Annotated in this window: 21 protein-coding genes and 1 pseudogene; 9 read left to right on the top strand and 13 right to left on the bottom strand. The window is 58.7% G+C overall.

Going from position 1 to position 22,881, the window contains the following annotated elements:
- Positions 1–51 precede the first annotated feature (51 nt).
- The 6 genes from IE087_RS00975 to IE087_RS00950 form a co-directional block, all read right to left on the bottom strand.
- Entirely contained in the window at positions 52–666 is a 615-nt protein-coding gene (locus IE087_RS00975) for a sugar transferase (RefSeq protein WP_189367060.1), read from the bottom strand.
- Positions 663–1,433: an NAD-dependent epimerase/dehydratase family protein gene (locus tag IE087_RS00970; RefSeq protein WP_189367059.1), complete on the bottom strand. Its 771-nt coding sequence runs from the start codon at positions 1,431–1,433 to the stop codon at positions 663–665. The genes IE087_RS00975 and IE087_RS00970 overlap by 4 nt, the downstream gene beginning before the upstream one ends.
- 3 nt (positions 1,434–1,436) lie before the next feature.
- A complete protein-coding gene (locus IE087_RS00965) occupies positions 1,437–2,684 on the bottom strand; it encodes a glycosyltransferase family 4 protein (protein WP_189367058.1) in 1,248 nt (415 codons plus the stop codon).
- A 52-nt stretch (positions 2,685–2,736) separates the two neighbouring features.
- Positions 2,737–3,759 carry a GlxA family transcriptional regulator gene (locus tag IE087_RS00960; RefSeq protein ID WP_189367057.1) on the bottom strand — a complete coding sequence of 341 codons (1,023 nt, stop codon included), beginning with the start codon at positions 3,757–3,759 and terminating at the stop codon, positions 2,737–2,739.
- On the bottom strand, positions 3,713–4,111 hold the full coding sequence (locus IE087_RS00955; RefSeq protein ID WP_189367056.1) for a thioredoxin family protein: 399 nt from the start codon (positions 4,109–4,111) through the stop codon (positions 3,713–3,715). The genes IE087_RS00960 and IE087_RS00955 overlap by 47 nt, the downstream gene beginning before the upstream one ends.
- 70 nt (positions 4,112–4,181) lie before the next feature.
- A complete protein-coding gene (locus IE087_RS00950) occupies positions 4,182–5,051 on the bottom strand; it encodes a DMT family transporter (RefSeq protein WP_189367055.1) in 870 nt (289 codons plus the stop codon).
- Between the two features lie 130 nt (positions 5,052–5,181).
- Between IE087_RS00950 and IE087_RS00945 the strand changes: the two genes are divergently transcribed.
- Positions 5,182–6,549 carry a DUF3179 domain-containing protein gene (locus tag IE087_RS00945; protein WP_189367054.1) on the top strand — a complete coding sequence of 456 codons (1,368 nt, stop codon included), beginning with the start codon at positions 5,182–5,184 and terminating at the stop codon, positions 6,547–6,549.
- Between the two features lie 47 nt (positions 6,550–6,596).
- On the opposite strand, the gene IE087_RS00940 is transcribed toward IE087_RS00945, so the two are convergent.
- The 3 genes from IE087_RS00940 to ade all read right to left on the bottom strand — a co-directional run bounded on the left by IE087_RS00940 (position 6,597) and on the right by ade (position 10,274).
- The gene (locus tag IE087_RS00940; protein WP_039684873.1) at positions 6,597–6,884 is read right to left on the bottom strand and encodes an HU family DNA-binding protein; all 288 of its coding nucleotides are present in this window, start codon (positions 6,882–6,884) and stop codon (positions 6,597–6,599) included.
- Positions 6,885–7,014: 130 nt separating this feature from the next.
- Positions 7,015–8,475, bottom strand: a complete 1,461-nt coding sequence (locus IE087_RS00935; protein WP_189367053.1) for an AMP nucleosidase — start codon at positions 8,473–8,475, stop codon at positions 7,015–7,017.
- Positions 8,472–10,274, bottom strand: coding sequence for an adenine deaminase (gene ade / locus IE087_RS00930; protein WP_189367052.1), 1,803 nt, complete (start codon positions 10,272–10,274; stop codon positions 8,472–8,474). Before ade ends, IE087_RS00935 begins: the two co-directional genes overlap by 4 nt.
- Before the next feature lie 118 nt (positions 10,275–10,392).
- Here ade and IE087_RS00925 point away from each other — a divergent pair, with 118 nt between their 5' ends.
- Both IE087_RS00925 and IE087_RS00920 read left to right on the top strand, forming a co-directional pair.
- Positions 10,393–10,812 (top strand): VOC family protein, encoded by a 420-nt coding sequence (locus IE087_RS00925; RefSeq protein WP_189367051.1) that lies wholly within the window; start codon positions 10,393–10,395, stop codon positions 10,810–10,812.
- Between the two features lie 79 nt (positions 10,813–10,891).
- On the top strand, positions 10,892–11,647 hold the full coding sequence (locus IE087_RS00920) for a class II aldolase and adducin N-terminal domain-containing protein (protein ID WP_189367050.1): 756 nt from the start codon (positions 10,892–10,894) through the stop codon (positions 11,645–11,647).
- Positions 11,648–11,657: 10 nt separating this feature from the next.
- On the opposite strand, the gene IE087_RS00915 is transcribed toward IE087_RS00920, so the two are convergent.
- Positions 11,658–12,737 carry a Hint domain-containing protein gene (locus tag IE087_RS00915; protein ID WP_189367049.1) on the bottom strand — a complete coding sequence of 360 codons (1,080 nt, stop codon included), beginning with the start codon at positions 12,735–12,737 and terminating at the stop codon, positions 11,658–11,660.
- Positions 12,734–14,332 (bottom strand): Hint domain-containing protein, encoded by a 1,599-nt coding sequence (locus tag IE087_RS00910; RefSeq protein ID WP_229801219.1) that lies wholly within the window; start codon positions 14,330–14,332, stop codon positions 12,734–12,736. The genes IE087_RS00915 and IE087_RS00910 overlap by 4 nt, the downstream gene beginning before the upstream one ends.
- Before the next feature lie 244 nt (positions 14,333–14,576).
- Between IE087_RS00910 and dapE the strand changes: the two genes are divergently transcribed.
- Genes dapE through rnr form a run of 4 tightly spaced genes read left to right on the top strand, consistent with a single transcriptional unit; the run spans position 14,577 to position 18,994 of the window.
- Positions 14,577–15,722: a succinyl-diaminopimelate desuccinylase gene (gene dapE, locus IE087_RS00905; protein WP_189367048.1), complete on the top strand. Its 1,146-nt coding sequence runs from the start codon at positions 14,577–14,579 to the stop codon at positions 15,720–15,722.
- The gene (locus IE087_RS00900; protein WP_189367047.1) at positions 15,719–16,141 is read left to right on the top strand and encodes a GNAT family N-acetyltransferase; all 423 of its coding nucleotides are present in this window, start codon (positions 15,719–15,721) and stop codon (positions 16,139–16,141) included. Before dapE ends, IE087_RS00900 begins: the two co-directional genes overlap by 4 nt.
- Entirely contained in the window at positions 16,138–16,707 is a 570-nt protein-coding gene (locus IE087_RS00895; protein ID WP_189367046.1) for a TIGR04282 family arsenosugar biosynthesis glycosyltransferase, read from the top strand. The genes IE087_RS00900 and IE087_RS00895 overlap by 4 nt, the downstream gene beginning before the upstream one ends.
- A 31-nt stretch (positions 16,708–16,738) precedes the next feature.
- Positions 16,739–18,994, top strand: a complete 2,256-nt coding sequence (gene rnr, locus IE087_RS00890; RefSeq protein WP_189367045.1) for a ribonuclease R — start codon at positions 16,739–16,741, stop codon at positions 18,992–18,994.
- Here the strand turns inward: rnr and IE087_RS00885 are convergent.
- Positions 18,991–19,683, bottom strand: a complete 693-nt coding sequence (locus tag IE087_RS00885) for a glutathione S-transferase family protein (RefSeq protein ID WP_189367044.1) — start codon at positions 19,681–19,683, stop codon at positions 18,991–18,993. The two genes, rnr and IE087_RS00885, sit on opposite strands and share 4 nt — an antisense overlap.
- An 85-nt stretch (positions 19,684–19,768) precedes the next feature.
- Here IE087_RS00885 and IE087_RS00880 point away from each other — a divergent pair, with 85 nt between their 5' ends.
- Both IE087_RS00880 and IE087_RS00875 read left to right on the top strand, forming a co-directional pair.
- A complete protein-coding gene (locus tag IE087_RS00880) occupies positions 19,769–20,488 on the top strand; it encodes a helix-turn-helix transcriptional regulator (protein ID WP_189367043.1) in 720 nt (239 codons plus the stop codon).
- 68 nt (positions 20,489–20,556) lie between these two features.
- On the top strand, positions 20,557–21,912 hold the full coding sequence (locus tag IE087_RS00875) for a lytic murein transglycosylase (protein ID WP_189367042.1): 1,356 nt from the start codon (positions 20,557–20,559) through the stop codon (positions 21,910–21,912).
- A gap of 88 nt (positions 21,913–22,000) precedes the next feature.
- On the opposite strand, the pseudogene IE087_RS00870 reads toward IE087_RS00875, so the two are convergent.
- Positions 22,001–22,879 (bottom strand): annotated as a pseudogene (locus IE087_RS00870) (ABC transporter permease); the annotation flags it as partial.
- Between the last annotated feature and the right edge of the window lie 2 nt (positions 22,880–22,881).

Here is a 22,881-nt window from a genome sequence, read left to right as displayed (position 1 = left end):
TCAGACGCACTAATTGCACATAATGCGGGATGAAACAACGATTTGCGTGCGTTAGCGGCCGCGTCGAAAGAGGTTGCCAATGGTTTGAAAGACCAAGTCAAAGTCGTAACAGGTGGTCTGATTCTTCTGATAAATGAGGTCGAGGCGCGCTTTGCGTGGTACACAAATGCGGCAATAAGTGCTGTCCGTTTCTTCTGGCGTGCTGCACCGCGCCAAAAGTCGGTCCTCGTGTTTGTGAAAACGGATTGTGGCCAAACCGGTGACACCTGGTCGTGATTTCAATACGTTACCGTATACTTCCGGGAACCTTTCGACATATTCGCGCAATGGCGGACGCGGTCCGACAAAGGACAGATCGCCCTTCAGAATGTTCCAAAGCTGTGGAAATTCATCCAGCCGCTTGGCCCGTAGCTTGGCACCAAACGGGGTGATCCGTGTCTGTTTGTGACCTCCGGAAACGCCCTGATCATTGGTGTCGATGGTCATGGTGCGGAATTTCCACAGTCCAAAACTTTCTGTTGGCGACTTCATCCGTTCGGCCACATAGAACAGGGGCCTGCCTTGTTTTCGCCAGACAAGCCAGATCAGGTACAGGATGATCGGGCCCAGGATGATCACCAGGAGGCTGGCAAAGAACAGGTCGAAGATGCGCTTGCGCCATGTCATGTGTGTGTTCCTTGCATCCAGTCCGCCACGATCCCGTTGGCCGTGCTGTCAGAGTCAGTGAATGATGTGAACCGTTCAAGCGCGGCAGTGTCCAGATGTACGCTTGCAATCGCGCGGTCTGTTGCCGGTCGCGGCGTCCATTCCAGCGCAGCGGCGTCCAGAAGATCGCCCATATGTACGGTGTTTGGTGTTGCGATGTTCAACACTTGTGGCAGATCGTTGCTGTGCGCGAGTGTGTTCAGCACCTCTGCCAACTTCCCCGGGCCGATGTAGCTTCGGACCGGTGTTGAGCCATCAGGGAACTGATCCAATTGAAAGCCGGGCTGCCATCCCCCCAGGATCGCGTCTGCTCCGGCCACGTTGCCCAACCGCAGCGATGTGCTTGGGTTGGGGTGCTGTGCCGCCATCCGCTCCATCTCGAGCTTGGATATGCCGTATTGGCTTTGCGCTGAGGTTGCACCATTTTCGCTCAGCAACCCCTGCAAAGCGCCGTAGACAGCGGCGGATGAAAACAGAAAGACATGTGCGCCGTGCGCAGCGTCCAGTGTCTGGCGAGCCAGCGTTGTGTTCAATTCCATCGGGGCGTTGGACCCGTGCGTGACGCCTGCAAGGCAAAAGACCGCATCTGCCCCGCTGAGCGCACGTGCCAATGCGTCAGGGTCAGCGATGTCGACATCGGAGCGGGTTGTCCAGGTGGCAGCGCCCGGCCAGCGCGGTTTGAGCAACTGGCCCAGTTTGCCGCCTGCGCCAAGCATTACGATCCGCATCGCCTAACCCATCGTGATCTGCTTGTCCGCCGGGACCAGCGCGTTGATCTGGCGTATATGTTCCGGCAGGCAGATGGTTTTGAAATCATACGTATCGATCACGTGCTGTCGCGCAGCCGGACCCAGATGGGCATAGTCGACCGGCTTTGCCAGCACATCCGCCACTTGCGCGGCAATGGCGTCGGGATCGAAGAAATCGACAAGCAGGCCGGTCTTGCCGTGTTCCATCGCTTCGCGCACCGGGGCCACATCGCTGGCCACAATCGTTGCCTCCATCGACATGCTTTCCAGTAGGGACCATGACAGCACGAAAGGCATCGAGAGGTAGATGTGGCACGAGCTGATCTGGATGATGTTCTGGTAGCTGTCGTAGGGGACTTGCCCCAGAAAATGCAGCCGGTCCCAATCGATCAAGTGGCCGACCTCGGCCTCCATCTGTCCGCGCAACCCGCCGGGGTGCTTGTTCTTGCCGCCATAGGACACATCGTTGCCGCCGATCACCAGGATGCGAGCGTTTGGCCGCGCCTTCTGGATTTTTGGAACGGCCCGCATGAACTGATGATAGCCGCGTGTCGTTTCGAGATTGCGGGACATGAAAGTCACGATCTCGTCCTTGGGGGTCAGGGGACGCCCGATCCGGCCAAGCGTCACCTGTGCCTTCTTGCTCGGCTTCAGCTTGTCGGTGCGGATGCCATCGTGGCAGACATAGATCTTGTCGTGGAAGTGCTTGGGGAACCGGTCGCGCTGCCAATAGGTTGGGCTGTGGGCCACATCGACGACATTGATGTTCACCTGCGGGACAACGTTGTGGCCGTGCATGATGAATGGTGCGTGATCGCTGATCGGGCTATCGGGGTCGAATCCGACCGGACCGCCGTGGATTGAATAGTAGTACTCAAAGAACCCGATGATTGGCGTGTCGGGCAGCACTTCGCGAAAGAACGACATCTCGCCCCATCCGACATGGCCGATGACGATGTCAGGGGTGAAGCCTTTGTCGACCAGCTGGCGCAGCGCAAGCACCGCGCCAAAGCCGTTGCCAGAAGCGTTTTCCCATGTGCGGGACAGGCCATAGGCGTCTTCCTTGGCCTGGTGGTGCGACTTGTAGACAACCGTTTGGACACCCTCGAATTGCGGTGCTTTCTGGCGTTGGGTCAGAAAGACGATCTGGTGCCCACCTTGTGCTGCCAGCCATTGGATCAGCTCGCGGTACTGGCCCGGCATGTTCTGATGCACAAACAGGAAGTTCATCTGCCCCTCATTCCTTTTGGGTTGGGATACATGGCGCCGTGCGAGGCCGCAATCATGGTTGCGTGGGCCACATCGATCCAGTGCCGCGCTTTTCCTGACCCGGGCTCAGGCCAAAGGTGCCCCGGTAGCTTTTGGAGAAATGCGAGAGGGATCGGAACCCGCAGGCTACGCAGATGTCGGTGACGCTGAGATTGGTCTGGCGCAAAAGCCCGCGTGCCTTTTCCAGCCGCAGTTGCAGGTAGTGGCGCTTGGGGGACATGCCCAGATGTTTGGCAAAGACCCTTTCCAATTGCCTTGTGCTGAGTTCGATCAGATCGGCGATTTCGTCCGGGCGCAGCGGGTCCTCAAGATTATTCTCCATGATTTGTAGCGCCATGCCCAGTTTGCCGTGCGCCATGTCAGGGCGCGCGCGGCGCGACAGGCGTTGGCCGTGGCTGGCTGCACGTGGGTCGGTGTAGACCATCTGGTCCGCAACCCATGTCGCAAGATCAACGCCGTATTCCGATTTGATCCGGTCCAGCATCATGTCCATGGACGCCGCCCCGCCCGCCGTGGTGAAGATGCGCCCGTCCTTTGAATAGAGACTGTTTTCGATGATCACGTCGGGCAGCAATTCAATCAGCGCATCGCGGTATTCCCAATGCGTCGTCACCGTCTTGCCCGACAGCAATCCGGCAAGCGCCAGCGTGTAAGTGCCGGACGAAAGGGCGCCGAAATCCATACCCTTGCGCGTCTCGCGGCGCAGCCAGTTGAGGATGGGCCGTGTGCTGCCCTCGGCTGCACGGTTGCCTGCGCAGACAACAAGTGTTTCATCGCGGGAGAGTTCCGGCAGCGCCGTATCGACGGCGGTGGTGATCCCATTATACGCGGGCACGGGATCACCCGTTTCTCCGATCACGCGCCACGTATAGAATGTCTGGCCTGACGGGTGCAGGTTGGCGAGGCTGAGTGCTTCGAGCGCGCAGGCGAAGCCCAGTTGGGAATAGCCGGGAACAAGCAAAAAGGCGTAGCGCCTTGGGGTCGTCGCCTCAGGCGGCAAGAGCAGCGTCCAGAAGCGCGCGGACCTTGCGGGCATAGGGTTCGTTCACAAGGCGTGTCACCTCATTGCCGTTTTTCATCACGAGCAATGTCGACCGGCGTTCAACCTTGAGCCGCTGGGTCATTTGCGAGGGGCCGAATGTATCCCAATCCACATCAACGAATGTGAGGTTCGCATATGCCGGGTTTTCGGCCAGAGCCTCGGCAATCAGGTCGGATTTGATCTGGCAGGTCAGCGACCAGCGTGCCCGAAAATTCATGACCACTGTTTGGTCGGTCTGACGCAGATCGCGCCACACCGCAGGCGTGAACATTTGCGCTGGATAGGCCGCGCTGAGCGATGGCACGGCACAAGCGGCAGCGGATAGAAGAAAAGTGCGGCGGCGCATCAAATGGGCTCCGAAATCTGAAATCTCGGGACACAATATTGCGGGTGCACGCGGGTGCAAGTGGCAGGGGTCAGGTTTTGGTCTGCCGTGACAATTGCACCGCAAGAATACCGGCCGTGATGATGGCGACACCCAGGATGTCTTGGGGGCCCAGACGTTCGCCCAGAAGTGCCGCAGCGATGGCCACGCCGAAGAACGGGTTAAGGAAGTGGAAAGTTGCCGCCTTGGTCGCTCCGATGCGGGCGACAAGTGCGAACCAGATCCACGTGGCAGCAAGACCCGGGACGAAGACGGTATAGATGAAGGCGGCATAGAGTGCTGGTGTCGGTGTCACCTCGATCGTTTCGATCATGGCCGACGCGATGCCCAGAACCACCGCGCCCACGAACATCTGTAGACCCACCACCATCATAAGGTTTCCCCCCGATGACATGGTGCGCATGGACAGTGTTGCAATGGTCAGGGCGACTGCGCCGATGACGCACAGTGCCACGCCATAAAGGTCAACACCCGCATCCAGCCGTGCCGACATGATCAGGATGACGCCCGTGATCCCCAGGATCAGCCCAATGATCCCGAGCGGCGGCAGCTTGTCACGGAACACGACCCAACCCGCAAAGGCCACCATCAGCGGCATGGTCGATGCGATGATGGAGGCCAGCGACGCCTCGACCGTTTGCATGGCATAGAAGTTGAGGCCCAAATAGATTGCGTTCTGACACAGGCCAAAGATCAGGGTGGCCCGCCATTGGTCGCGCGTCAGGTTCCATGTTTGGCCCATCATTCGGGCTATGGCTACACCGATACAGCCAGCGATAAAGAAGCGCAGCGACGATGCAGCAAGCGGTGGTGCGTGGGTGACGATGATCCGCGCCGAAGTGAAGGCAGAGGACCAGATCAGGGCAAAGGTCAGGCCCATCAGAAGTGCGCGGATGTCCATGACCGTCCCTTTTGTTCCGCGCGGACGTTCGGGGAATTCGGGCGGGGATGCAAGGCGCTGTTCACGGCCCTTTGCAATGTATGTGATCGCGTTTCGGTGCACAAAGGGCTCGAAGCAATGGAGGACCGACATGACCCTGACCCGCCGTGCCTTTGGCGGCCTGACCCTGTCCGGCGCCTTGCTGCCCAACGCTGCCTTGTCTCAAGGTATAAGCGCCTTGGATGCCATGCGCGCACCTTTGTCGGCGCCGACCACCGAATTCGAAGAAGCGCTGGCGTGGATAAAAGAACGCGGATCGCCTGACATGGCAGCCCCATTGATCACGTCCCTGCGTTTTTCCCGATCACGAGGTCCGCAGATCGCTGATGTGCTGACGGCCGTCACCGGCGAAGACTTCTTTACCGACTGGTTCCAGTGGATGCTGTGGCAGGAACAAAACCCTCAGATCAAACCTCACCCCGATTTCCCCACATACAAGCGCGAGGTGATGCTGCGGATCGACGACAATTTCGACCTGTTCCTGCGGCCTGAGCATATCCAGCCAGACCAGATGCGTATTCGGCTGGAGGAGATTGCTTGGGGCGGGGTGGTGAAGGATGGCATACCGTCACTGGACAATCCCGATCTGATCGACGCCGGCGACGCCGAATATCTTCGTGGAGACGATCTGGTTTTTGGCGTGTCTATCAACGGCGATGTGCGGGCCTATCCCCTGCGGATCATGGGTTGGCACGAGATGTTCAACGAGGTGATTGGCGGTGTTCCGGTGGCACTGGCCTATTGCACGTTGTGCGGCTCAGGCATCCTGTTTGAGACAGATGCCCCGGGGCGGTCAAAGCCGCTGGTGTTTGGGTCGTCCGGGTTCCTCTATCGCTCGAACAAGCTGATGTTCGACCGTGAGACGCATTCGCTGTGGAACCAATGGACGGGCAAGCCGGTGGTTGGGCCCCTGGTGGACAGCGGGATCGAGTTGCAGCAGCGCCCGGTGGTCATCACCACGTGGGACAGCTGGAAGACGTCAAATCCCACGACAAAAGTGCTGAGCGTCAACACGGGGCATCGTCGCGACTATGGGTCGGGCGTCGTCTACAACGACTATTTCGCTTCGCCTGATCTGATGTTCCCAGCACAGGTGGACCAACGACAATATGCGCAGAAGGACTACATCTTTGCTGTGCGTCAGTTCGGGGCCGCGCGTGGCTGGCCGCTGAATGCGTTTGAGGGTCAGCCTATCATCAACGACGGGATTGCGGATACACCCCTGCTGCTGATCGGAGATGTCGGGAAACGCAGTGTCCGGGCCTACGAACGTGGGGACAGGACGTTCACCCAAACGGGTGGCAAGATTTCGGATCAATCCGGCGCTGCGTGGCGTGTCACCGAGGATGCGCTGTTTGGACCCGATGGCGAGAGGCTGGAACGCGTCGCAGGCCACATCAGCTATTGGTTTGCCTGGGACAACTACCTTGGTGATGCGGCCACAGTGTACAACCCATAAAAAAGGGCCGCCCGTGGGCGACCCTGAATACGTCGAGAGACGCGGTATTAGCCGTTCACGCTGTCTTTGAGCGCTTTGGCGATGGTCATTTTTACGACCTTGTCCGCTTCTTTCTTGAACTGCTCACCCGTGGCAGGGTTGCGCACCATACGCTCGGGACGCTCACGGCAGTAGATCTTGCCAACGCCCGGCAAAGTGACTGCGCCACCGCCCGACACTTCCTTGGTGATCAGGCCGCAGATCGCGTCAAGTGCGCCGCCTGCGGATTTCTTGTCTGTCCCCATTTCTTCGGCCAGCGCGGCGACGAGTTGGGTTTTTGTCATTGGTTTTGCCATTTCATGGTCTCCTTCGTCTGCCCGACAACTTGGGCCTCTGATCCGCAATATAACGGAATGTTGTGCGAACACACAACGAATAGTGGCTTATGGCAAGCCAAAATAAGGGGTTTTCCGCTGTTTTTCGCCGTCACAGGAAGGCTGTTTCCTCGAAAGACCGCAATTTCCGGCTGTGGATACGCTCCAGCGGCATGGTCCTTAGGTGCTCCATTGCGCGGATTCCAATCATCAAATGACGCGCAACCTGTTCCTTGTAAAAGTTGGAAGCCATGCCTGGAAGCTTCAGTTCTCCGTGCAGTGGCTTGTCCGAAACGCAGAGTAAAGTGCCATAAGGCACGCGGAATCGGTATCCGTTGGCCGCGATGGTGGCGCTCTCCATATCCAGCGCGATGGCGCGCGATTGGGACAGGCGTTGCACCGGCCCGTGCTGGTCACGCAGTTCCCAATTGCGATCATCGTAGCTGGCGACCGTGCCAGTCCGCATGATGCGTTTCAGTTCGTAGCCTTTTAACTGTGTGGTCTCGGCCACAGCTTCTTCCAAAGCGATCTGGATTTCTGCCAGCGCCGGGATCGGAACCCATGGCGGCAAGTCGGTGTCGAGCACATTGTCTTCCCGCAGGTAGGCGTGGGCCAGAACGAAGTCGCCGAGAGCTTGCGAGTTACGCAAACCCGCGCAATGGCCGACCATGAGCCAAGCGTGGGGGCGCAGAACGGCAATGTGGTCCGTTGCTGTTTTGGCATTCGAGGGTCCTACGCCGATATTCACCAGCGTGATCCCGGACCCATCTGCGCGCTTGAGGTGGTAGGTCGGCATTTGCGGCATCTTGGGGCTGGCCGGAAGCTCTTGGTCGCCCGCCGTGATTTCGGCATTTCCTGTCGATACGAATGCTATGTATCCGCTGTCGGGGTCGTCCAGTTGTGTGCGGGCGTAGGCCTCGAACTCGGACACGTAGAACTGGTAGTTCGTAAACAGAACATGATTCTGGAAATGGTCTGCATCGGTCGCAGTGTAATGCGCAAGCCGTGCCAGCGAGTAATCGATGCGTTGGGCAGTGAATGGTGCGAGTGGGCCAATGCCATCAGTCGCTTCATACGTTCCATTTACAATGTCATCGTTTGTGTTGCTCAGGTCCGGGACATCAAAGACGTCGCGCAGCGGAAAGGCGGCGGCACCCTGTTGAGGCACCGTGATGTTGGGGTTGTTTGCCACCGCGAAGTGAACGGGCATGGGTGTGTTCGAATATCCGATTTCGACGGGTTGCCCGTGGTTTGTAATCAGCAGCCCGATCTGTTGCGTCAGGTAGTTTTCGAACAGGTCAGGCCGCGTGACGGTGGTTGCGTATGTGCCCGGGTCCGACACATGCCCAAAGCTCAGACGCGTATCTACCTGTGCATAACTTGACGTGGTAAAGCGGATTTCAGGGTAGTACGCGCGCACGCGCCCCTCGGGTGCGCCATGTTCCATTGCGTGCTGGAATTGCTGGCTCAGGAATTGGACCGCGTCTTCATAAAGCTCGCGCAGGTGAGCGACGGCGGCTTGAGGGGCGTGAAATTCGGTGTGGCCGTGACCGGCTTGTTCTAATGTTCTCATGTTGTTGGCTCGAGGACTGGAATGAAATCAAACGTGCGGACATCGACCAGTCCCAAATCAGAGATGCGCAGTTCAGGAATAACAACAAGTGCCAGCAGCGAGTGCTGCATGTAGGCGTTGTTCAGGGTGCAGCCGCAATCGACCATGGCTTGCACCATCTTGTCGGCTTTGGCGGCGACGTCACGGGCGGGGTTGTCGGACATGAGGCCCGCAATGGGCAGTTCGACCAGCGCCAGTTCCTCGCCATCGCGGAAGATCGTGATGCCACCACCCACCTCGGCCAGCCGGTTGGCGGCAAGGGCCATCTGATCACGGTCAGTGCCGACGACGATCATATGGTGGCTGTCATGTGCCACGGTCGAGGCCATGGCCATTTTGCCCTGGTAGTTGAACCCGGACACGAGCGCGTTGGTTACGCTGCCGGTGGCATGGTGTCGTTCGACCAGTGCGATCTGGCAGGTGTCACCGTGGCTTTCGACCTTGCCATCGCTGACAGGCATATCGCGTTTCAGGGCCTTGGTCGGGGCTTGATTTTCGACCACCCCGATGACGTTGGCGGTGACGGAGTTGCGGCCTTCGGGTGCTGCAATCTCGAAGTCAGCGGCGGTTTTGACTGCGCCCATGTTCACGGTCTGACGTGCCTTGGCGGGCCAGTTGAGATGCGGGCATGCGGCGGTCAACTTGCCATTGACGGCGACCGTTTTTCCACGTGCGATGACCTGTTCTACGGGTAGCGTTTTGAGATCGGAGGTCAGGATCACATCGGCCCGGCGGCCCGGGGTAAGCGATCCGATCTCGCGCTCCAACCCGAAATGGGTGGCGGTGTTGATCGTCGCCATTTGAAGCGCTACGAGCGGGTCGCAGCCACAATTGATGGCGTGCCGCACCACTCGGTTCATATGACCATCGTTGACCAACGTGCCTGAGTGACTGTCATCTGTGCACAGGATCATATTGCGCGGGTCGAGCCCTTTTTCTGTGATTGCCGTAATCTGCGTTTCCACGTCATACCAAGCACTGCCAAGCCTGATCATTGATCGCATACCTTGGCGCATCCGGGCTATTGCATCCGCCTCGCAAGTGCCTTCGTGGTCATCTGCAGGGCCGCCGGCAACATAAGCGGTAAAATCGGGACCCAAGTCAGGGGATGCATAGTGTCCGCCTACGGTTTTGCCTGCCCGTTGGGTTGCCGCGACTTCGGCCAACATTTGGGCGTCGGCATTGGCCATGCCGGGAAAGTTCATCATCTCGCCCAAGCCGACAATGCCTGGCCAAGACATTGCTTCGGCCACATCCTCTGCGCTGATCTCATAGCCTGTTGTTTCCATCCCAGGAGCCGATGGCGCGCAGGACGGCATCTGCGTCCAGATGTTCACGGGTTGCATCAGCGCCTCGTCGTGCATCAGGCGGACCCCTTCGAGGCCCAACACATTTGCGATCTCATGCGGGTCGGTGAACATCGTGGTTGTGCCATGCGGAATGACGGCAGCGGCAAATTCTGCAGGTGTCAGCATTCCGGATTCGATATGCATATGCCCGTCGCAAAGGCCCGGAACCATATAGCGGCCGTTGGCCTCTATGATCTCGGTCTCGGGTCCAATCTGCGCGGTCGCATCTGGAACGACACAGGCGATGCGACCGTGTTTGATGGCAATGTCATGACCCGGCAGCGCTTCGCGCGTGTGGACATTCACCCAAATACCACCACGCAACACAGTGTCAGCTGGTGCACGACCGGCAGCAACATTTACAAGATCAGGAGCGACATCGGGCCAAGAAGGGAAAAGGTCATATTCCATGTCCTAAATGATCAAGTTTCTCCGGGAGGTGCAAGAGGGATCGCGCAGATACCGTGCAGCGGGTGGACTGTAGTAAGCGGGACTTGACCGACGAAAGTATATCAGCAAGGCTGACCTTATGGACTATGATACGATAGACGCTGACAGCTTTGGTCGCAGCCTGAAAGGCATAGGTTTGAACCTGTTGGTACGAGACGTCGCGGCCCAAGTCGCATTTCTCGAAGCTGTTTTTGGGATGAAGTCCCATCAGCCGACCAATGATTTTGCCATCATGACTTACGGGGACCAATTGTTCCAATTGCATAGTGATGGTACCTATCATTCACACCCATTATTGGGGCTGCTCCCGGAAAATCCGCCACGCGGCGCCGGGATCGAAGTGCAATTGTACAACACGGACCCAGATGGGGCGGTGATGCGGGCAAAAGCGGCAGGTGCCACGATACTGGCAGAAGCTGCGGACAAGCCCCACGGCCTGCGCGAAGCATACATTCTGTGTGAGAACGGTTACGCTTGGGTGCCATCTCGACCCAAATAGGCTTCCTTCAAAACGGGTTTAGTGTTGATCCAACCTGTGTCGTCCGTGCAGGTTTGTTCGCAGTAAGTGGGAGAGCATCATGACCGTCACACAGATTCGCCCAAACATGGACAATTGGCAGGAACGCGTTGATCTCGCCGCAGCCTTCCGCTGGACCGTGCGCCTGAACATGCATGAAGCAGTGGCAAATCATTTCTCGCTTGCCATCAATGATGACGGGACGAAGTTCTTGATGAACCCCAACCAGATGCACTTTTCACGCATCAAGGCGTCGGACCTGATTGTGGTGGATGCCAATGACCCGGGCAGTATAGAAGGGCCGGACGCGCCTGATCTAACCGCATGGGGGCTGCATGGCGGGATGCATCGCCATTGTGCCCAAGCACGCTGCGCAATGCATGTGCATTCACCTTATGCGACCGCCCTTGCGGCCCTCGCTGACAGCACTTTGCCGCCCGTCGATCAGAATGGGTGCATGTTTTACAATCGCGTGGTGGTCGATGGCGACTATGGTGGCCTCGCCTTCGAGGAAGAAGGCGAACGCTGTGCCAAGCTGTTCGATGATCCCAAGAAGAAGGTGATAGTCATGGGCAATCACGGGATCATGGTGATTGGCGATACGGTGGCTGAAACGTTCAACCGGATGTTCTATTTCGAGCGGGCCTGTCAGACCTATCTGCTGGCGTTGCAGACCGGCAAGCCGTTGCGTCTGATCCCGGATGAGGTTGCCGAAAAGACAGCGCAAGAGATCGAGGATTATCCCGAGCAGGATTTGCGCCATCTGGCCGAGTTGAAGGCCATTCTGGACGAGGAAGGGTCAAACTACGCCAGTTGAACATTCAGGTTCATGCGGCGCGTTGATCGACCAGTGTGATCGCCTCGAACGGGCCAAGGACCTGATGGATGGGCCGCGCATGCTCTGGCAATAGACGGCTTGGAGTGTTGGCCAAAACACTCGCATCCAATCGATCTGTGTCCCGGCGAATACGTCCAATGTAAAGGCTTTCGACTGCGCAACCGGCTGCCATGAGCACTTCATGCCCAGGCAGGATCACTTGCACATAGTCCGCTGTGTTGCCGGCTGTACTCCAGATCGCAGCGTGCCCATTCACCAGATGTCGGGCGGGCACAAGAACTGCTTCCTGACCAAAGATGTATTCGACTTCGGACCCTCTCAGAACAAGCCTCTGCTCAGGAGCGACGATGATATCACGCTGCAGGCCGAAATAGGGTGCGCGCAACCTCACCGGGGCAAAGCTGCCACGTGCCGGGACCGTGTGGCGGACGGTGTGCAGAACAGGAACTATGTCGCCATTGTCCGTCACCACGGTGTCACCGCGTTGCAAACTTTCCGCAGCGCGATAGCCACTCGGCGTTGCAATGGGTGTGGCCGGGTGCAGCGACGGCATTGGGCCAATCGGAAGGATGTCGGTGCTGATGGCACTGAACAGCAACTCTTTCGACAGTGTTCGGGCGGGATGGGCCAACACTAAATCCCGCAGATCGTCGGTCATGAATGGGCGAGGCATATGAACGGGTCGGCTGACGATGCTGTTGCCTTCGGGCCGTTCCAGAGCAAGCCGCCCCCACCCATCCGGCGCGTTCCAAGCGTACGTGACGCGCAGTGTGTGGGTGCGTCCGTCATTGGCCCAGCGAATGGCGGCATGGGTGATGTCGGTATTGTGTCTGTGCAGCATAGAGATGCCGCCGCCCGGTATCGCGCGAAACGACAGTTCACGCGGCCACGGGAATGGATGCGCGATTCCCAACAGTTCGTGGGTGCGTTCGTGCCCCGCCACTTGGGTTTCGAACATCAGAGTGCCACGTTCCAGTATTGGGCCCCTCTTGGGAATGGGCGCGCGCTTGTCAAAACCGGTTTTTGAAAAGCGACCGTCTTCGTGGTCGTTGATGCCGATCCAACTCATGCCGCAATGCGCGACTTGCGCCACAAACCGGCTTCGTATCCACGCAACGTGCGGCGTGCGGCAGGGCCGTATCCTTCGCCGGTGTCCGGGTTGAGTTCAGGGAAGATGCTGCAAATCTCCTCCACAATCTCGCGCTCGAAGCTCTTGGTTGTCTGGGGGCCAGGCAGGAAACTTTCTGTGGCCAACCCGCCTGAGAAAACGACTTGGTGCCGGTCGAACATCAGGTGGACATAGGTAACGGTGCCGCCCTCACGCCGAGTGACGGAGCGATCGTTGACCAAATCCTTGGCAGCCACCAGAACTTCGCGGTCACCAAACAAAAGCTCGGCCAGGCTGTCACGGATGAGAACACGGTGCAGCGGAGACACCATGACATCGTCATGTTGGCCGAACGTGCCTGCCCGAATCAGGATCGGGGCATACTGATCTTGTGCAGGCACGGTGCGCGTTCCAATCCAGCGCAAAGGTTGCGCGCCATCATCTTGGGTCAGGACAAGGTCACCTTCGCTCAGGCTTTCGACTGGAACGTCACCATCCGGAGTCGAGATCAAAGTGCCTGCGACGAAACACGGGACGGATGTCGCGTTGACGAACCCGACATCCGTGTTGGTGCCATCAGTGACTGTATAAGTGAAGTTGAAGTCTTCTTCGTCACCGTCGCCCGCAACGGTCAGTTCGCCATTCGGCCCAATCGTAACTTGCTGGCCGGTTGGAAGCGTGATTGTCGTCCCAATCCCGGTGACTGGATCATACGCGACCGGCTGGCCGTTGACATGGGTGATGGTCAGAGTGCTGCCCACTGGCGAAACGTCATTGTCGAGCACGTTGAACGAGGTCACGCCTTCGGGGAAAACATTCACGTCGTCGCCAACGGCGACCAAAGATGTCTGAACGGAATCCCCGGCGATCAGCAGGTTGGAATCAAACTGGCTGTCCGATACGTCAGCGATCCCGATGCGGATCGAGTTCACGACATCCGGGTTGACGACCATGGTCAGGGTCAGCGTGATCGTGAACCCGTCCATTTCGGTGTTGAAGGCGTCGTTCGAGTTGTCGACGAACATGTTGATGTTGTTGGTGGTGTTGATGTTGCCGGGATCAGTGTCCCCATCCCCGACTTCCATTTCGACCAGATCACCGTTGACCCAAACCCCAACGAAGTCCTGATAGATTGAGTTCTGGAATTCCGGATATTCCTCGGAGCTGAAGACAAACTGCATCGTCATCAGATTTCCATCCGGAATAAAGTCCACATCCAGATACGAGGCGTCGAATGTGCGCGCACCTGCGGCTGCGTTGAACTGACCGTTGTTGTTCTGGCCGAAGGTGTTGGTCGACGTATTGGTCGCCTGGTTTTCCTGGCCGGAGGAATTTGTGAAATCCTCGGCATTCCCTGTCGACAGGATGACGCCGGTATCGCTGGGGGTCACCCCGGGCGAGACACTGTCACCATTCGAATAGATGCCTGCGCTGTCGATGTCGCCTGTATAGGACGATGACACCACTTGCACGCCATCGCCGAAGATCGCGTTTGCCATATCGGTCGCGTCAACGCCTTCGCGCACCGTTTGAATCGGAAGCTCTGCTGCCGGCATGTTTGCCCCACCCCAATAGTTGCGGACAGAACAAGCGCAGCGCACGCGGTTGATCCGCGCGTCTTGTGTGCCTTTTTATGCACTTGGGTGGCCGCACGTTGGCGACCGGACTGCTGATGCCCTGCCTCGGGTCATATTATTGCGACAACCCTAGCACAGGAATTTACGGCCTGTTAACTGTCTGGCTGGCGTAAGGTGTTCGCAACGCGTCCTTTTCGCCACATGCTTGCAAAAGGATTTGTTCATGCAACCCGTTGATCCAGTCGCCCTGACCGCTGAGCTTGTGCGTTGTCCATCGGTGACCCCAGAGGATGCAGGGGCCTTGGATATCCTGCATGATCAACTGTCATCGGCAGGGTTTGAATGTGCATGGGCGGATCGTGGCGGCATTCGCAATCTCTTTGCCCGGTTCGGGGCCAAGGGCCATGCGCGGACTTTTGGTTTCAACGGACACACGGATGTCGTACCGATCGGCACTGCCGAGGACTGGACGATGCCCCCGTTCGGTGCCGAGGAACGTGATGGCGTCATGTACGGTCGCGGCACGACGGACATGAAATCTGGCGTCGCTGCCTTTGCTGCCGCTGCAATCGACTTTGTGACGGACACCCCGCCCGATGGTGCGATCATTCTGGCGATCACTGGGGATGAGGAAGGGGATGCCGTTGATGGCACGACCGCCTTGCTGTCGCATATGGAGGCGGAAGGCGAGGCGATGAGCGTCTGCCTAGTCGGTGAGCCGACCTGCCCGGAAACCATGGGTGAGATGATGAAGATCGGGCGGCGTGGATCGCTGACGGCTTGGTTCACTGTGACAGGCGTGCAGGGGCACTCGGCCTATCCGCATCGCGCCAACAACCCGCTGCCCCCACTGATGCGTTTGATGGACCAGTTGGCGAGCCATGAGTTGGATCAGGGCACGGATCACTTTGATGCATCAACCTTGGCCGTGGTGACCGTTGATACTGGCAACCCTGCCACCAACGTCATTCCGGCGCAGGCCCGTTCGGCGGTCAACATCCGCTTCAACGATATCCATTCTGGTGACAGCCTGACCACGTGGTTGAAGGCGCAGGCGGACGAGGTGGCAAGCAGCTATGGCGTTGAGATTGATGTAACAGTCAAAGTGTCTGGCGAAAGCTTTCTGACCCCACCGGGGCCGCTGTCTGACCTTGTTGCAACTGCGGTCGAGGCTGAGACGGGTGTGAAACCGATTCTGAGCACGTCGGGGGGCACGTCGGATGCGCGATTTGTCAGGAACCACTGCCCGGTTGTCGAGTTCGGGCTTGTCGGCCAGTCCATGCATAAGGTCGATGAGCATGTGGACGTGGCGCATATCCGTCAGCTCAAATCCATCTACACGCGCATCCTAAAGGACTACTTCAAGTGACATGGCAGATTGAACAGACCAACGATCTGGCCACGTGCCACGCGCTGCGCCGTACCGTGTTCATCGAAGAGCAGGGTGTCAGCGAGGCGGAAGAGGTGGATGGCCGGGACGGTGACGCACTGCATGTTTTGGCGCATGTCGATGGTACCCCGATGGGGTGCGCCCGTATTCTGGTGCAAGGATCTGTCGCCAAGATCGGGCGTGTTTGTGTCTTGAAAGAAGCGCGTGGCACGGGCCTTGGGGCTGCAATCATCGAGGCGTGTCTTGAGGTCGCGCGGCAGCAGGATGGGATATCGAAAGCCAAACTGGGTGCACAGACCCATGCGTTAGCCTTTTATGAACGGCTTGGTTTTGATGCCTTTGGTCCGATCTATGACGACGCAGGCATTCCACACCGCGATATGGAGCGGCCACTTTGAAGCCCACTTTGGTGGTCATGTTGAAAGTGCCCCGCCCTGGCCGTGTTAAGACGCGCTTGGGACGAGACATCGGAATGGTGGCTGCCGCTTGGTGGTTTCGTCATCAGGTGCGCGCATTGTTGCGCCGGATCGAGGACCCGCGCTGGCGGGTGGTGCTGGCCGTGGCGCCGGATCGTGAAGGTCTACTGAGCCGTGTCTGGCCAAGTCGGTTTGGGCGTTGGCCGCAAGGCGGCGGCAATCTTGGTGACCGGATGATCCGCATGATGCGCCGCGCCGGTGGTCCGGTCTGTGTGATCGGCGCGGACATTCCAGGCATTGACCGAAAGCGTATTTCGGAGGCGTTTGCTGCGCTGGGCAATCATGACGCTGTGTTCGGGCCTGCGCCGGATGGTGGATACTGGCTGATTGGCGTGAAAACAGGCTCTAAATTGAGAAAGCCCGCGTTGGATGGTGTGCGCTGGTCAACGGAACATGCGCTGGATGACAGCCGCGCCGCTCTTGGTTTGCCCTGTGTCGCTCTGGTCGACACCTTGGCGGATGTCGATACGGTCGACGATTTGCCATGACGCCCCCGGATGTGCGTGCTACCTCGAACAGATGAGCCGTATTCCCACAAGATCCGAGATACTGGACTGGATTTCCTCAAATCCGACCCTGACTGCCAAACGCGACATCGCCAAGGCGTTCGGGATCAAGGGCGCTGCGCGCATCGACCTCAAACGTCTGTTGAAAGAGCTTGAGGCCGAGGGGCATCTGGAAAAGCGCAAGAAGACCTATCAGGATCCGGACCGCCTGCCCCCTGTGAGCGTACTTCAGGTAGAGGAACCCGACGGTGACGGCGATCTATTTGCTCGTCCAATGGAATGGCAGGGCGAAGGGATTGAACCAAAGATTCTGGTCCTGCCCCGCGCGTCTGATCCCGCGCTTGGCCCGGGGGACCGCATTCTTGCCCGCCTCACCTTGGTCAAAGAGAACGACCATAACTACGAAGCGCGCCTGATCCGTCGCATCGGCACCAACCCACGCCGCATATTGGGCGTGTTCCGCGCGGGTGCAGAGGGTGGACGTATCGTGCCCGTGGACAAGGGCAGCGACAAGGAGTGGTCGGTCCCTGCCGGTGCCACCCATGGGGCTAAAGACGGCGAGTTGGTCGAGGCGGAACAGGCCGGCCCCAAGAACCGCATTGGCCTGCAGCGTGCCCGCATCGTTGAACGGCTGGGTGATCCTTCAGCTCCCAAGGCGGTGTCACTGATTGCCATCCACGAACACGGTATCCCGGACGCCTTTCCTGACGCCGTGATTGTCGAAGCTGATGCGCAAAAGCCCAAGGGATTGAAGGGGCGCGAAGACCTGCGCGACATGCCGCTGATTACCATCGACCCGTCTGATGCGCGTGACCATGACGACGCGTGCTATGCCCATGCCGATGACGATCCAAAGAACGAAGGCGGGCATGTCATCTGGGTCGCGATTGCGGATGTGGCCGCCTATGTCATGCCCGGTTCAGCACTGGACCGTGCGGCGAAGAAGCGCGGCAACTCTACCTATTTCCCGGATCGGGTTGTGCCGATGCTGCCAGACCGGCTGTCGGGTGACCTGTGTTCCCTCCACGAAGGCGTGCCGCGCGCCTGTATTGCGGTGCGGATGCAGATTGATGCGCATGGTGAGAAGATTGGGCACAGCTTCCATCGGGGGCTGATGCGGTCGCCTGCATCGCTGCACTACGAAGAGGTACAGGCGGCCATTGACGGGCATCCGAATGAACGTACTTTGCCCCTGCTAGAGCCTGTTTTGCTGCCTCTCTACAGGGCTTACGCTGCGCTGGTTGACGCGCGAAATCGCCGCCAACCACTTGAGTTGGACCTGCCCGAACGTCAGATCGTTCTGGACGAAGACGGCACTGTGCGGTCGGTTGCGTTCAAGGATCGCTTGGATGCCCACCGCTTGATTGAAGAGTTCATGGTGCTGGCCAACGTGGCCGCGGCTGAGACGTTGATTGCAAAGAAATCTCCGCTGCTGTTCCGGGTGCACGAGGAACCGTCACCCGACAAACTTGATAACCTCCGTGAAACGGCGCAGGCAGCGGGTCTGACACTGGCCAAGGGGCAGGTCCTGAAAACCGCGCATCTGAACCGGCTCTTGGCCCAGGCGGCGGATACGGAAGATGCGGAGTTGATCAACATCTCGACCCTGCGGTCGATGACACAGGCTTACTATAGCCCGCAGAACTTTGGGCATTTTGGCCTTGCTCTGCGCAGCTACGCGCACTTTACGTCGCCCATCCGACGTTATGCAGACCTGATTGTACACCGGGCGCTGATCGCGGCACATGGCTGGGGAAAGGATGGGCTGACGCCGGAAGACATTGAGAATTTGGATAAGACTGGGACTCATATCTCGGATACCGAGCGCCGGTCGATGGTGGCCGAGCGGGATACGACGGATCGCTACCTTGCCGCCTATCTGAGCGAGCGGGTGGGTGACGAGTTGGAAGGGCGTGTGGCCGGGATCGCCAAGTTCGGTATCTTCGTGAAACTGGATGATAGCGGTGCAGATGGTTTGGTGCCGATGCGGTCCATCGGGGCGGAATACTTCCATTTCGACCGCGAGGCGAACACGCTGATGGGGTCTGATACCGGCATGATCATCGGACTTGGTCAACGGGCAACCGTGCGCTTGTCCGAGGTTGTTCCGGTAACAGGCGGGATTGCACTGGAACTTCTGGCCCTGGACGGACAGGCGTTGCCGCGTGGTCGTCGCAGCCCGGCAGGCCGCAGCGCACGCCGCAAACCTGCCAATGCCAAGCGCCGGGCGGATAAGGCCAAGCGCAAGGTGAGCCGCAAGCGGCGCTAACCCAGCGCTGCTTCGACCCTTTTCATGTAATCGACCAGCATCACGTCTTGTTTGACGCGGCGTGACAGGGCCGTTCCACCCGGAGTCGATGCCATAGCGCCCAGCATCGCTGCGACACTGGCGTCTGCGGCGCTGGGTTTCGGTCCAAACAAGAAGGGGCCGTGCCATAGGCGATCCGTGATGGCCAACAGATCGGGCTCAATCCGTTCAAGGCGCTCGCCCGCGGTCAGGCGACCAAGCCCTTGCGCATCCATACCACGCAAGAGCATTCGACGGATACCACGGGTGATGAACTTGCGCAGAAACGCAGGGATTGCAGCGAAATATGTGTCTCTAACAAGGGGCCAAACAGCCTTGTCCCCCCAGCGGTCCATCACGACGTGGAAGTACATGTGTTCTTCGGCCATGCGGATGAAGGCGCGCGATGTGGCACGATCCAGATCGCTTAGGCCCTTGTCAAAGTGAGCGCCGCGTTCTTCAAGCCAAGCGCGGATATTGTCGCTGTCGCCGATGATTTCGTCATCCACCCAAAGCGCGGGTAACTTGCCCTTTGGCCAGTTGCGCGGGTCAGCCGTGTCTTTGCGCTGCCAGGGCAGGCCAGACAAGTTGAGAAGGTAAAGGGCTTTGACGCAAAACGGGCTGCCACTGGGTTGGCCAAAGGCGGGAGGGTAAGTCACAAGGGTCAGCATCTTTCTCTCCTGTTCAATGAAATCTGAGGTTGAGATACTGATCCGTGCTGTCAGAAACTGGCAGCACATGTGATATGACTGAAGCATGACCAGAACACACCGCCTTTTCCAGTTGATGCAGACGCTGCGCCGTTTGACACCGCCCATAACGGCACAATCGCTTGCCCATGAAATGGATGTGTCACTGCGCACGATCTATCGCGATATTGATGAGCTGCGTGGGCTTGGGGCCGTGATTGATGGCGAGGCGGGCTTTGGGTTTACGCTCATCGAAGATGCTTCTCTGCCTCCGCTTGGATTTGAAGACGATGAGTTGGAAGCGTTGGTTCTTGGCTTGCGCGATGTTGCGGTCATTGCGGACCCGGCACTGGCTAAGGCAGCAACGTCTGCGCTGGCAAAAATTCAGGCGCGTGTACCGCCGAAACAGGCGCACCGATTGAAACACGCCGTACTGGATGCAAGGCGGTACTGGCGCCCTGATCCGCCGCGCATTGATGTTGGCACGCTCAGGCAGGCGGCATGGGACGAGGTCAGCGTGCACTTTGCCTATCAGGACGCCAAGGGCGATCAGACCGAGCGGACCGTCAAACCGCTGGGCATCGTGTATATGGAAAACACCAACGTTTTGCTGGCGTGGTGCCATCTGAGGGAGGACTTCCGTGTGTTCCGGTTGGACCGCATGGATGAGTTGTGCGTGACAGACCAAAGCTTTCGTCCGCATCGGGTGTCGTTGTTGCGCGACCACCTCGCGCGCATCCGGGCCGAGGTGCACGAAGTGGCGAAGGACCGCGCCCATTTCGACTGAGCCTTTGCCGGACGGCCGATTTTCGCTACATTGGAGAAAACGCGGCACAAGCGATTATGAGGCAAAACATGCGGTGGGCAGTCACCTTTTGCGCGGCGGGCAGCGCAATTCTTCTTGCCGGAGCGGCGATCTCGCAGGCCATTCCATCTTCGATCAGGCCGGAAGAACGACCTGTTGCGGATACAGTTACTCGGACACAAACGTTGTCTCCACTGGAGGTCGCAACCCTGACTGTTGTGCGCCCGCAACTGCGCCCAGCTGCTTTGCAGGTACCATCCTCACCGGTGGTGGATACATCCACTTCGAATGCAGATTTTCAGCGATGGATCAGGGATTTCAAGCCACGTGCATTGGCACAAGGCATCAGTAGCACGACCTTTGATCGTGCCTTTGACGGCGTGAACTATGATCCGGACGTGATCCGATTGGATCGAAACCAGTCAGAGTTTACCAAGACGATCTGGGAGTATCTGGACAGCGCCGTGTCTGACCGGCGTGTGCGCAACGGCAAACAGGCGGTGCGAGAGCATCGGGATGCGCTGGAGGCCATTGAGGCGCGCTACGGTGTCGCCAAGGAGGTTGTTGTTGCTGTCTGGGGTCTCGAGAGCAGCTATGGCGCCATTCGTGGATCGAACGACGTTGTGCGAAGCCTTGCGACGCTGGCCCATGATGGGCGGCGGGGAGAGTTTTTTGAAGGGCAGCTGATCGCCGCACTGAAAATCCTGCAAAGCGGTGACACAAGCCCACGCAAGATGACCGGGTCGTGGGCCGGAGCGATGGGGCATACGCAGTTTATGCCGACGTCCTACCTGGACCATGCGGTCGATTTCACGGGCGATGGAAAGCGTGACATCTGGTCGGATAATCCGACGGATGCGCTGGCCTCAACCGCAGCCTATTTGGCTGGGTTTGGGTGGATCAAGGGCCAGCCCTGGGGTGTTGAGGTGACGCTGCCGCGCGGCTTTGACTATGCGACGGCCAGTCGGAAGGTGACCCGCATGCCGTCGCAGTGGGCCAATCTTGGGGTTGTTGGTGCCGATGGGCAGCCGGTGCCCGATTACGGTTCGGCTTCGATCCTGCTGCCCGCTGGCAGTCAGGGCGTCGCGTTCATGATCTTCAAGAACTTCGAAGTGATCGAGCGGTACAATGCAGCTGATGCTTATGTCATCGGCGTGGGGCATCTCAGCGACCGGATTGGTGGGGGGGCAGGCTTCAAGGCAGACTGGCCCTTGCAGGATCGTGCCTTGACCTTTTCGGAACGTAAGGAAATGCAGCGCCGTCTGACGGCTGCGGGGTTCAGCACGCAGGGTGTGGACGGTCGGATTGGGCCAAAGACCTTGGAAGCGGTGCGCACGTTTCAGCAGTCGCAGGGTTTGGTTGCCGATGGATACGCGTCGGTGAGCCTGCTGAAACGTTTGCGCTGATCCAAAGGCCGCTTCGCGACGCTATGTTTTAGGGGGCTCTGCCCCCGCCCTTTGGGCTCCCCCGAGGTATTTCCGGCCAGAAGAAGCTCTATCCCGGTGACATCCCACGCAGGCGTTCGCTGCGGCGGCGGAGGAGTTCGACGGTTGTCAGTAGGGCGATGGAGATCACCACGAGGATCGTCGCCACGGCCAGAATGGTTGGGCTGATCTGTTCGCGCAGGCCGATGAACATTTGCCAAGGTAGGGTTTTCTGGCTGGCGGATCCGACGAAGAGGACCACCACAACTTCGTCGAAGCTGGTGATGAAGGCGAAGAGGCCACCGGAAATAACGCCGGGCAGGATGAGCGGCATTTGCACGCGGAAGAAAGTGGTCACCGGCCCTGCGCCCATATTGGCCGCGGCGCGGGTCAGGGAGCGGTCGAAGCCCACCAGCGTCGCAGTGACTGTGATGATGACGAAGGGAATGCCCAGCACGGCGTGGGCCAGCACCACTTTGACATAGCCCACAAAGCCCTTGTCGAGGCCCAATGTGGCCTCCATCCAGTTGCCGAGTTGGGCGTAGAAAAAGAACATGCCCGTGGCGGAGATGATCAGAGGCACGATCATGGGCGAGATCAGGATGGCCATGATTGTCCCTTTGAATGGGACATGGCTTTGGCTCAGGCCGATGGCGGCAAGCGTGCCGAGGCTGACCGAGATGATCGTCGCGAGCGGTGCGATGATCAGCGAGTTCTTGAGTGCCAGTTGCCATTGCGGGTTGGTGAAGAAGTCTCGGTAGTGTTTGAGCGAGTATCCTTCGGGATCAAGCCGTAGCATTTCGGGCGTGAAGGTAAAGAAATCCTGCGCATTGAACGATAGCGGCATGACCACGACGATGGGGGCCACAAGGAAGAAGAAGATCAGCCCGCAGATCACCCGGAAGCTGTAGTACCAGATGCGCTGACCCAGCGTGGCGTATGGAGGAAGGC

The sequence above is a fragment of the Tateyamaria omphalii genome (genome assembly GCF_014651375.1).
Taxonomy (GTDB): domain Bacteria; phylum Pseudomonadota; class Alphaproteobacteria; order Rhodobacterales; family Rhodobacteraceae; genus Tateyamaria; species Tateyamaria omphalii.
This window is presented reverse-complemented; position numbering and strand designations above follow the sequence as displayed.

Coding starts and splice junctions, on each gene's coding strand:
- IE087_RS00975 (WP_189367060.1), bottom strand. CDS start 666: ATGACATGGCGCAAGCGCATCTTCGACCTGTTCTTTGCCAGCCTCCTG.
- IE087_RS00970 (WP_189367059.1), bottom strand. CDS start 1,433: ATGCGGATCGTAATGCTTGGCGCAGGCGGCAAACTGGGCCAGTTGCTC.
- IE087_RS00965 (WP_189367058.1), bottom strand. CDS start 2,684: ATGAACTTCCTGTTTGTGCATCAGAACATGCCGGGCCAGTACCGCGAG.
- IE087_RS00960 (WP_189367057.1), bottom strand. CDS start 3,759: ATGCCCGCAAGGTCCGCGCGCTTCTGGACGCTGCTCTTGCCGCCTGAG.
- IE087_RS00955 (WP_189367056.1), bottom strand. CDS start 4,111: ATGCGCCGCCGCACTTTTCTTCTATCCGCTGCCGCTTGTGCCGTGCCA.
- IE087_RS00950 (WP_189367055.1), bottom strand. CDS start 5,051: ATGGACATCCGCGCACTTCTGATGGGCCTGACCTTTGCCCTGATCTGG.
- IE087_RS00945 (WP_189367054.1), top strand. CDS start 5,182: ATGACCCTGACCCGCCGTGCCTTTGGCGGCCTGACCCTGTCCGGCGCC.
- IE087_RS00940 (WP_039684873.1), bottom strand. CDS start 6,884: ATGGCAAAACCAATGACAAAAACCCAACTCGTCGCCGCGCTGGCCGAA.
- IE087_RS00935 (WP_189367053.1), bottom strand. CDS start 8,475: ATGAGAACATTAGAACAAGCCGGTCACGGCCACACCGAATTTCACGCC.
- ade (WP_189367052.1), bottom strand. CDS start 10,274: ATGGAATATGACCTTTTCCCTTCTTGGCCCGATGTCGCTCCTGATCTT.
- IE087_RS00925 (WP_189367051.1), top strand. CDS start 10,393: ATGGACTATGATACGATAGACGCTGACAGCTTTGGTCGCAGCCTGAAA.
- IE087_RS00920 (WP_189367050.1), top strand. CDS start 10,892: ATGACCGTCACACAGATTCGCCCAAACATGGACAATTGGCAGGAACGC.
- IE087_RS00915 (WP_189367049.1), bottom strand. CDS start 12,737: ATGAGTTGGATCGGCATCAACGACCACGAAGACGGTCGCTTTTCAAAA.
- IE087_RS00910 (WP_229801219.1), bottom strand. CDS start 14,332: ATGCCGGCAGCAGAGCTTCCGATTCAAACGGTGCGCGAAGGCGTTGAC.
- dapE (WP_189367048.1), top strand. CDS start 14,577: ATGCAACCCGTTGATCCAGTCGCCCTGACCGCTGAGCTTGTGCGTTGT.
- rnr (WP_189367045.1), top strand. CDS start 16,739: ATGAGCCGTATTCCCACAAGATCCGAGATACTGGACTGGATTTCCTCA.
- IE087_RS00885 (WP_189367044.1), bottom strand. CDS start 19,683: ATGCTGACCCTTGTGACTTACCCTCCCGCCTTTGGCCAACCCAGTGGC.
- IE087_RS00880 (WP_189367043.1), top strand. CDS start 19,769: ATGACCAGAACACACCGCCTTTTCCAGTTGATGCAGACGCTGCGCCGT.
- IE087_RS00875 (WP_189367042.1), top strand. CDS start 20,557: ATGCGGTGGGCAGTCACCTTTTGCGCGGCGGGCAGCGCAATTCTTCTT.